Origin of the sequence: Alkalibacillus salilacus, assembly GCF_030812915.1 — a bacterium.
GTDB classification, from domain to species: Bacteria; Bacillota; Bacilli; order Bacillales; family Alkalibacillaceae; genus Alkalibacillus; species Alkalibacillus salilacus.
In genome coordinates, this window is the sequence record NZ_JAUSTQ010000005.1 from 177,313 (window position 1) to 187,034 (window position 9,722).

At 42.2% G+C, this 9,722-nt stretch carries 5 protein-coding genes; 1 reads left to right on the top strand and 4 read right to left on the bottom strand.

Going from position 1 to position 9,722, the window contains the following annotated elements:
• Positions 1-74: 74 nt before the first annotated feature.
• From proC to gltB, 3 genes are all read right to left on the bottom strand, one after another.
• Complete coding sequence (proC, locus tag J2S77_RS08235; protein ID WP_306976341.1) at positions 75-866, bottom strand: pyrroline-5-carboxylate reductase; 792 nt, start codon at positions 864-866, stop codon at positions 75-77.
• A 544-nt stretch (positions 867-1,410) separates the two neighbouring features.
• Positions 1,411-2,898: a glutamate synthase subunit beta gene (locus J2S77_RS08240; RefSeq protein WP_306976343.1), complete on the bottom strand. Its 1,488-nt coding sequence runs from the start codon at positions 2,896-2,898 to the stop codon at positions 1,411-1,413.
• 21 nt (positions 2,899-2,919) lie between these two features.
• Complete coding sequence (gene gltB / locus J2S77_RS08245) at positions 2,920-7,434, bottom strand: glutamate synthase large subunit (RefSeq protein ID WP_306976345.1); 4,515 nt, start codon at positions 7,432-7,434, stop codon at positions 2,920-2,922.
• Positions 7,435-7,575: 141 nt separating this feature from the next.
• Between gltB and gltC the strand changes: the two genes are divergently transcribed.
• Positions 7,576-8,481 carry a glutamate biosynthesis transcriptional regulator GltC gene (gene gltC / locus J2S77_RS08250; RefSeq protein WP_306976347.1) on the top strand — a complete coding sequence of 302 codons (906 nt, stop codon included), beginning with the start codon at positions 7,576-7,578 and terminating at the stop codon, positions 8,479-8,481.
• Here the strand turns inward: gltC and J2S77_RS08255 are convergent, their stop codons facing one another.
• The gene (locus tag J2S77_RS08255) at positions 8,482-9,327 is read right to left on the bottom strand and encodes a fumarylacetoacetate hydrolase family protein (RefSeq protein WP_306976349.1); all 846 of its coding nucleotides are present in this window, start codon (positions 9,325-9,327) and stop codon (positions 8,482-8,484) included.
• Positions 9,328-9,722 lie beyond the last annotated feature (395 nt).

Consider the following 9,722-nt stretch of genomic DNA (forward strand, 5'->3'; position numbering starts at 1 on the left):
TGTACTACATTAAATAGTACAGTTGCAACAGTTTAATAAAATAAAAAAATAAAGGTTACCTTTTGAGGTAACCTTTACTTCCCTGAACATTTATCCATAGCTTGTATAATCGCACCGCGAAAACTATTTTGTTCGAGTGCATCTACTGCTTTAATCGTTGTACCACCTGGCGTGCAGACTTGATCTTTCAGTTCACCTGGATGTTTATCCGTATCAAGTACCATCTTAGCAGCCCCTAACAACGCTTGTGCCGCATATTGATAAGCTTCTTCACGTGGAATGCCCTGTTTCACCGCGCCATCTGCCAATGCTTCAATAAACATATAACCATATGCTGGCGACGAACCACTAATGGCCGGAATTGCATCCATCATCTTTTCTTCTACTTGATCTGACCGACCATACAGTGAAAATAAATCATGAATCAATTGAATTTCATCATCTAGAACATGTTCATTTGCACAGAACACGGTCATACCTTCACCAACGAGGGATGGGGTGTTTGGCATCGAACGAATAATTTTCGTTTCCTTTCCAAAAGCCAGTTCAATATCCTTCATCCGCACACCTACCGCAATCGTTACGATAATGGTATTCCGATTAATGTCTTTACGGATTTCTTCAATAACATGCGGATATACATGCGGCTTCACGGCTAAGAATAATATATCGCTCTCACTCGCCACGCGGCGGTTATCATCATTAATATCAACTTGATACTTTTCCTTCACATGATCAATCGTTTCTTCCGTGACTGCAGATGCATGTATTTGCTCGGGTGCGATCCCACCATACTGAATCATACCGTTCATAATCGATTGTGCCATCTTACCACTTCCAATGAACCCAATCTGCTGGTCTATCATGCTTCCCACCTCCGTTTATTACTATCCTTCTATGTTCATCATTATAATACCCTTGTCAAATTGAGTTAAGCACATAAGTTTTGTAAATTATGCTTTTTGGTAAATACTTTGTTATAGTCCGTTGTTGATATTGTGATTCGCTTTCGGTGGACGCTTTCCGCGGGCACGGCTCAAGCCAGGCAACTACATCGAGTAAGCTTCTTAGGAACTTGCACCGAGGAATCCTACTTCGAAGCGTTGACTTGCAGACGCAGGTGCATCCCTCGGCCACTAAAGGAACTTCGGCTAAGTTCCGGACGTCCTGTCCGAACGCCGAAGTGACCCACATCCTGTGGCCCTCTGGGGGTCTCGAGGCACGTGCTATTCCTGTGACGGCCCGGACGGCCTAATGTCGACGTTGGTCACAGGACGTGACCGCTTTTAGTCGACCAGGAGTCGCCACCTTCGCTCCTCACAATTCAACAACTCAGTGCTACATCTTTCGAAAATCAACACTAAACTTTAACAAAGACTATAAAAAAAGCTGATAACCTAAAAAAGGCTATCAGCTCGTTAATTGTTCTCTTTCAATTGTTAGATAGTCACCCACTTGTTCGGCAACTTCACGACCTTCTCGAATGGCCCAAACAACTAGGCTTTGACCACGTCTTGCATCACCTGCAGCAAAGACATGGTCTTCACTTGTACGGTAATCATTGGTTCCATCGACAGTCCAAATACGGCCACGTTCATCGAGTTCTAAACCGAAATGATCAAGGACTTCGTGCTCTGGTCCTGTAAATCCAATTGCCACAAAGACTAAATCGGCTTCCCACACTTCTTCTGTACCTGGAAGTTCTTTTGTGACTAATCGTCCATTTTCCTCGACCTTTTCCACACGAACCGTTCTTAACGATTTAACATTTCCCGCTTCATCCGTATCAAACGCTTTCGTTAAAATTTCATACTGACGCGGATCTTCATCATAAGCCTCGACTGATTCCTCATAACCATAATTTAACTTAAAGGTCATCGGGAATAAAGGCCATGGGTTATTATCGTCTCGTTCCTCAGGGTTTGCAGGGTGCTTACCAAATTGGACAACACGGTTACATTCTTGACGTAAAGCTGTTGCCACACAGTCCGCACCTGTGTCACCACCGCCGATGACGATGACATTTTTACCACGAGCATGAATCGACGCTTGATTAGGATCTGTTTCTAATGCCTTCGTTGAGTCTTTTAAATAGTCCATTGCGAAATGAATACCTTGACTATCACGATTATCAGCTGGCACGTCTCGGTGCTGTTGAGATCCCGTACATAGAATCACCGCATCGTAATCCGCTTTTAATTGCTCGCGCGTAATATCTTCACCAACAGAAGTATTACAGATAAAGGTAACGCCTTCAGCTTCAAGTAATTCCACACGACGCTCTACTGTTTCTTTATCCAATTTCATATTCGGAATGCCATACATCAACAAGCCACCTGCACGATCATCTCGTTCATAGACTGTGACTGTATGCCCTTGTTGGTTCAGTTGGTCAGCCGCCGCTAAACCTGCAGGACCTGACCCGACAATCGCAACATGTTTTCCTGTACGTACTTTAGGTGGGTTCGCTTGTTCCCAACCATTTTCGAAACCACGTTCAATGATTTCATTCTCAATCGTTTTAATCGCGACTGGATCATCATTAATCGCTAATGTACATGATCCTTCACAAGGCGCTGGGCAAACACGTCCTGTAAATTCAGGGAAGTTATTTGTTTCTTTCAAACGTTCAAACGCATGCTGCCAGTCCCCTTCACTAACTAACTCATTCCACTCTGGGATAAAGTTATTAACCGGGCAACCAATATCCGATTGATTAAAACTAACGCCTGTATGGCAAAACGGCGTTCCGCAATCCATACAACGTGCACCTTGTTTTTGTAATTCATCTTCATCTAATCGGATGGTATATTCTTCCCAATCTTTAATACGCTCAATTGGGTCACGGGTTGCTTGATCTTGTCTCGAAAACTCCATAAATCCTCGTAAATAACCCATCTAAACACCTCCTCACACTCGTTATTGCACGACTGTATCGGTTTCTTCTTCACGCTCTTGACGTAATTTCTCTTTATATTCTTCTGGAATGACTTTAACGAATTGTTGGACAGCTTCATCCCAATGATTTAGCAAATACTTCGCCCGTTTACTTCCAGTCATTTTGAGATGATTTTCAAGCATGACCTTCAATTCATCTTGCTCTTCCGCTTCAGCTACTGTTTCAAATAAGACCATTTCATGATTGGACTTCGCTTTAACTTCTTCCATGTCTGCGTTCCAAATATACGCGACCCCGCCAGACATACCTGCAGCAAAGTTCTTACCAATTTCACCTAAAATAGCAACACGACCACCTGTCATATACTCACAACCATTATCGCCAACACCTTCGACTACAGCGTGAACACCACTGTTTCTGACAGCAAAACGCTCACCTGCTGCTCCGTTAATATAGGCTTCGCCACCTGTTGCACCAAAGAATGTCACGTTACCAATAATGGTCTCTGCCATGCGATGAACAGACGGTGGGTTATGAGGTGTAATGGCAATCTTACCACCTGACAATCCTTTACCGACGTAATCATTGGCATCACCAGTGACGCTCATCGTAATGCCTTTCGGTAAAAAGGCGCCGAAACTTTGACCAGCTGAGCCTGTGAAATTAAGCTGAATCGTATCATCAGCTAAACCAGCTTCGCCATATCGCTTTGTTAGTTCATAGCCTAGCTCTGTTCCAACTGTCCGATCTGTATTGGTAATGGGTAAATCTAGAATCGTTTGTTCTTGATGATCAAGACTTGCTTGAACGTTCGGGATAATTTCTGTTCGATCAATATGCACTTCATCATACTGACTAATCACTGGACGTTCACGCTTAAGCCACGCATCATCTGAATGTTGTAATAATGGATCTAAATCTAGTTGTTTCGCTTTATGATGCGACGCTTTACGTGGATGTACTTTCAATAAATCCGTACGCCCAATCATCTCATCTAACGAGCGAATGCCTAGTTGCGCCATGATTTCGCGCATTTCCTCTGCAATAAAGTTCATATAGTTGACGACATGATCTGCTTGCCCGTTAAATTTCTTACGCAAATCAGGATCTTGAGTCGCAATCCCAACAGGACATGTATCTAAGTGACAAGCTCGCATTAAAATGCAGCCGAGCACAACCATAGGTGCTGTTGAGAATCCGTATTCCTCAGCGCCTAGTAACGCCGCTTTTACAACGTCTTTCCCTGTCATTAATTTACCGTCCGTTTCTAAACGGACTTTTTCACGTAAATTGTTTAATACAAGGGTTTGATGCGCTTCTGCTAAACCGAGCTCCCACGGTAGACCAGCGTGACGAATACTTGTTTTCGGCGAAGCCCCTGTACCGCCTTCATAACCACTAATTAAGATGACGTCAGCTTTACCTTTCGCAACACCTGCTGCAATCGTGCCCACGCCTGTTTTCGAAACGAGCTTAACGTTAACACGCGCATTCGTATTTGACTTCTTCAAGTCATAAATCAGTTGCGCTAAGTCTTCAATTGAATAAATATCATGGTGTGGCGGCGGCGAAATCAATCCGACACCTGGCGTTGATTTACGAACATTTGCAATCCAAGGGTGCACTTTCTTACCTGGCAAGTGGCCCCCTTCACCTGGTTTCGCACCTTGTGCCATTTTAATCTGCAGTTCATCAGCATTACTTAAATAGTAACTTGTAACGCCAAAGCGACCTGAAGCAATCTGTTTAATCGCACTTCGTCTTAAATCACCATTCTCATCTGGTGTAAAACGATCCGGGTCTTCGCCACCTTCACCGCTATTACTTCGACCACCAATTCGATTCATCGCAATCGCTAATATCTCATGCGCTTCTTGACTTAACGCGCCATAAGACATGGCACCTGTCTTAAACCGTTTAAAAATCGATTCGACTGGTTCCACTTCTTCTAGTGGAATTGAGTCACGATCGTCATTATTAATCTCGATTAAATCGCGTAAAAATGTCACTTTTTCTTCTTCTATTAATTCAGTAAACTGTTGATAGCTTTTCGCGTCATTCATCCGAGCAGCGTGTTGCAAGGTATGAATCGTTTTCGGGTTGAACGCATGATGTTCACCATCACTACGCCACTGCATGTCGCCGCCTGAAGGTAGTGTTTTCCGTGTTAATGGATACGCCATACGGTGACGCGTTAAGCTTTCTTCGGCGATTGTCTCTAAATCGATTCCACCTAGCTTCGACGCTGAACCACGGAAATACTTCTCCATAACGTCTTCACTTAAGCCAATCGCTTCAAAAATTTGCGCACCACGATAACTTTGAATGGTCGCAATGCCCATTTTCGACATCACTTTTACAATACCTGTTGTCGCTGCATCACGGTAACGATCGAAGGCTTCATGAACCGACAAATCATCGATGTATTTCTCATCAATTAGCTTTTCGATCGAACGATATGCTAAATACGGATAAATCATATCTGCACCAAAACCAATTAACGTCGAAAATTGATGGACATCTCTAGCTTCAGCTGTTTCTACGATTAGACTTGCTTTCGTCCGCAACCCTTTTTCGACAAGATAATGATGTAAACCACTCACCGCTAATAGTGACGGAATTGCGATTTGTTCAGCTGATTGACCACGGTCAGACAAGGTAATCATGGAAACACCTTGATTAATCGCCCGTTCAACGCGTTTAAATAGCTGATGCAGCGCAGGTTCCAATCCTTTAGCCCCTTTTTCAACTGGATAACAAATCGATACTTTTTCAAATCGAAAATCACTTCGGGAATTATGAATAACCGCATCGAATTCCGCTTTCTTTAATATTGGTGTATACAAACGAATTCGCTTGCAATGCTCAGGCCCATCATCAAGCACATTGTGTTTTGGTCCTAAATAAGACGTAGTCGATGTGACTAATTTCTCACGAATAGCATCGATCGGCGGGTTCGTTACTTGCGCAAATAACTGTTTGAAATAATTAAATAATAGTTGTGGTTGTTCTGATAAAACAGCAAGCGGCGTGTCATTTCCCATCGAACCAATCGGATCACGTTTTTCGGTGACCATAGGCATTAAGTTTTTCATCATTTCTTCTTTCGTATAGCCATTAGCCAATTGGAAATGAAGCAATTCTGTTTCATCAATGTCTTCATCTTGGCGCCCCATTGGTAAACCACTCAGTTGAACTAATGAGTCGTTAAGCCACTGGCGGTAAGGACGTTTCTCCGCTAATTCACGTTTAACTTCATCACTATAACTTACTTTATGATTCTCTAAATCTATTAAGATCATTTGACCCGGACCAAGCTTACCTTTTTCAACAATGCGGTCAGGCTCAATATCTAGCACGCCGACTTCTGAAGAATAGACAATTCGATTATCATCCGTTATATAATAACGCGCAGGGCGCAGTCCATTACGGTCGATCGACGCCCCAATTTGGCGACCATCTGTATAAGCAATGGCTGTCGGACCATCCCACGGTTCCATGAGACAGCTTAAGTACTCATAACATGCACGTTCTGGATCACTCATATCATCGTTTAAGTCCCATGCTTCTGGCACCATCATCATCGCTGTCTCTGGCAATGACCGACCGTTCATAACGAAATATTCAAACGCTTGATCGAGCATCCCACTATCACTTGATGATTCATCAATAACAGGAAGCAAATCTTTATGACGATTTCGGTAAACATGCGATGTTGCTGCCGTCTCACGCGCTTTCATCCAATTCACATTACCTGTAATCGTGTTAATTTCACCATTATGCATTAACATACGATTCGGGTGCGCTCGCTCCCATGACGGGAATGTATTCGTGCTATAACGTGAGTGCACCAAACCGAATGATGTCTTGGCACGATCATCTGACAAATCTAAATAAAACGTCTCAAGTTGTTCTGGTGCAAGCATTCCTTTATACACAATCGTCCGCGGAGATAAACTCGCAATATAAAATGGCCCATCTTGTAACGTCTCATCTGCTTCAATTAGCTTTTCAATAATCCGACGAATTAAATATAAGTCGCGCTCAAAGTAAATTTCACGCCCTGTTTCGTCAGACTTTCTTATAAAAATTTGCTCTATATAAGGTTGATTATGACTAGCACTTTCAGAAATAACACTCGAATCGACCGGAACATCACGCCAAGCAATCACATGATGACCTTCTCGTTCCACGACATCATTAAACATCGTTTTAATTGCTTCACGCTTCGTATCATCCTGCGGCAAGAAAACCATACCCACAGCATAATTACCTTTCTCAGGTAACATTTCATTCCATTGTTGTCGATATAATTCATCAGGAATTTCAAGCATTAAGCCGGCGCCGTCACCTGTATGACCATCAGCACCACGGCCACCTCTATGATCTAACCGTTTTAAAATTGTAATTGAGTCGTTTATCATCTGATGAGTCGAAACACCGTCTATTTGTGCCACAAAGCCGATTCCACATGCATCATGTTCTTCGCGCGGGTTATAAAGGCCTTGTTTAGCTGGATAACCTGTTTGAATCATCGTGTCACCTCATCTTTCGGTCGTAAAAATTTTCAGAAGAATGTTATTTCTATCATAGATGTTTTCTGTTATGCTTTCAATATATATATTCGATCAAAACGATCGCAAATTGAGATAAAGCGCTTACAAAGGTTGATAGATATGGAGTTAAGACAACTAAAATATTTTATAAAAGTGGCGGAATTAGAACATGTTAGTGAAGCTGCAGCGGAATTGCATGTCGCTCAATCAGCTGTGAGTCGACAAGTGGCGAACTTAGAAGAAGAGCTCAGCGTAGATTTATTTATTCGTGGCGGGCGGAAAATTCGATTAACCCCTGTTGGAGAAGTTTTTCTTGAACGAATTAAGTTAGCAATGACGGAGATCGAAAATGCAGAACGCGATGTGCGTGAGTTTTTAAATCCTGAATCAGGTACGATTCGGCTCGGTTTTCCGACCAGCTTAGCAGCTAAGACTTTGCCGAAAGTGATTGCTGCATTTCGAAAAGAGCATCCACAAATTGGCTTTCAACTTCAACAAGGGACTGTTCATGAGCTAATCGAAGCCGTAAAAGTTGGGCAAATTGATTTAGCGTTTACATCTCCTGTACCGCTTAATCACGCTGAGGTAAAAGGGGATATCTTTTTCACGGAAAATATTCAGGCGGTTTTACCACGGACACACCCTTTCGCAAATTATGAACATTTGCGATTAGATCAATTACGACATGAACCGTTTGTGTTGTTTCGCCAAGGTTATATTATGAGAGATTTAGTGGTGAATGCTTGTCGGCAAGTTGGCTTTGAACCTCGAGCTGCTTTTGAAGGTGAGGATATCGATACGATTAAAGGACTCGTGGCTGCTGGACTAGGGGTTAGTTTACTTCCGGAAATTTCACTACAAGAACGCCGCAACCAAGACACGGTGATCTTAAATATTGTTGAACCCAATATGACCCGTACAATTGGCATGGTGCGACCAAAACACCGAGAAGTCGCACCATCTGAGCAAGTTTTCTATGATTTTCTCATTAATTATTATAAAAAACTCAATCAATTCGGGTGGTAGTTACTCAATTGAATTGACGAGCTGACCAATTTGTTCAATCTCAATTCTTACTGCATCACCCGGATTTAAAAATTTCGGAGGATTAAACCCTTTTCCAACTCCACTCGGCGTCCCTGTCGCAATAATATCTCCAGGTTCTAGTGTCATCCCATCTGATAGGGTTGCGATCAAGTGACGTACATCAAAGATCATTTGTGATGTATGACCATCTTGGCGTAATTCATCATTCACATAGGTTTGCAGTGCGAGGTTGTGAACATCATCTATTTCATCAGGGGTCACAATCGATGGACCGAACGGAGCAAATGTATCAAGCGATTTACCACGGAAAAATTGTTGATGTTTCTTTTGTAAATCACGAGCAGTGATATCATTTAACAACGTATAACCAAACACATAATCTAACGCGTCAGCCTCGGCGATATTTTTCCCTTGCTTTCCTATAACGACGGCTAATTCGCCTTCATAATCTAATTGTGACGTCGTTTGTTGGTGAGCATCGACAGGCGTATTCGGGCCTATAACAGCACCTGGTGATTTGGTGAAAATGACGGGATGATCAGGAATTTGCGAAACATCTTGATTAGTCATTTCTAAAGCATGCTCACGATAGTTTTTGCCAATACACATGATGTTCTTCTTTGGACGGAACGGTGCAATTAAAGTTACATCATGACGTGAGATATGTTGATTAATTTCTTCATTAATATTGAGCTCATCATAATTTTCAATCACAGCATCTAATGTCGGGAAAATGCTTAACAATTTCTCAGAATAATAGATGCCATCGTCCGCCTCAATCCCCCATAAATGTTGTTGATTGTATTCAAAACTCACAAAGCGCATCACATTTCCTCCAAACGTCAAGTATCTTAGTCTTAGTGTAGCATGATTAGCGATTAATCTGTTAATCATAACGTCTTTTTTATACGAAACTCCACTTTATTCCTCAGCATTCACCAAAGTCTGATTTTATGTTCGGGAAATCGACTTATTTCCCAGGCAATAATCGTGTAAGATCGATGGTATTTTTTAAAACTTAATGGAAAACACCGCCTACTCGATGGTATTAAGCTTGCTCTCGATGGAAAATGGTGCTTTCTCGATGATATTGCGCTAGAACTCGATGGAATATAACACTTGCTCGATAGAGTCCATATAATTGTGTAAAAAGGGTCATTTTCCTCTCCACATGGTACAATGTTTTCAACCACAAAAACGATTACCAGGAGGAGAGTATT

What these genes read in the sequence shown, in the direction of transcription:
- proC (WP_306976341.1), bottom strand. Translation starts at nt 866, where the DNA reads ATGATAGACCAGCAGATTGGGTTCATTGGAAGTGGTAAGATGGCACAA.
- J2S77_RS08240 (WP_306976343.1), bottom strand. Translation starts at nt 2,898, where the DNA reads ATGGGTTATTTACGAGGATTTATGGAGTTTTCGAGACAAGATCAAGCA.
- gltB (WP_306976345.1), bottom strand. Translation starts at nt 7,434, where the DNA reads ATGATTCAAACAGGTTATCCAGCTAAACAAGGCCTTTATAACCCGCGC.
- gltC (WP_306976347.1), top strand. Translation starts at nt 7,576, where the DNA reads ATGGAGTTAAGACAACTAAAATATTTTATAAAAGTGGCGGAATTAGAA.
- J2S77_RS08255 (WP_306976349.1), bottom strand. Translation starts at nt 9,327, where the DNA reads ATGCGCTTTGTGAGTTTTGAATACAATCAACAACATTTATGGGGGATT.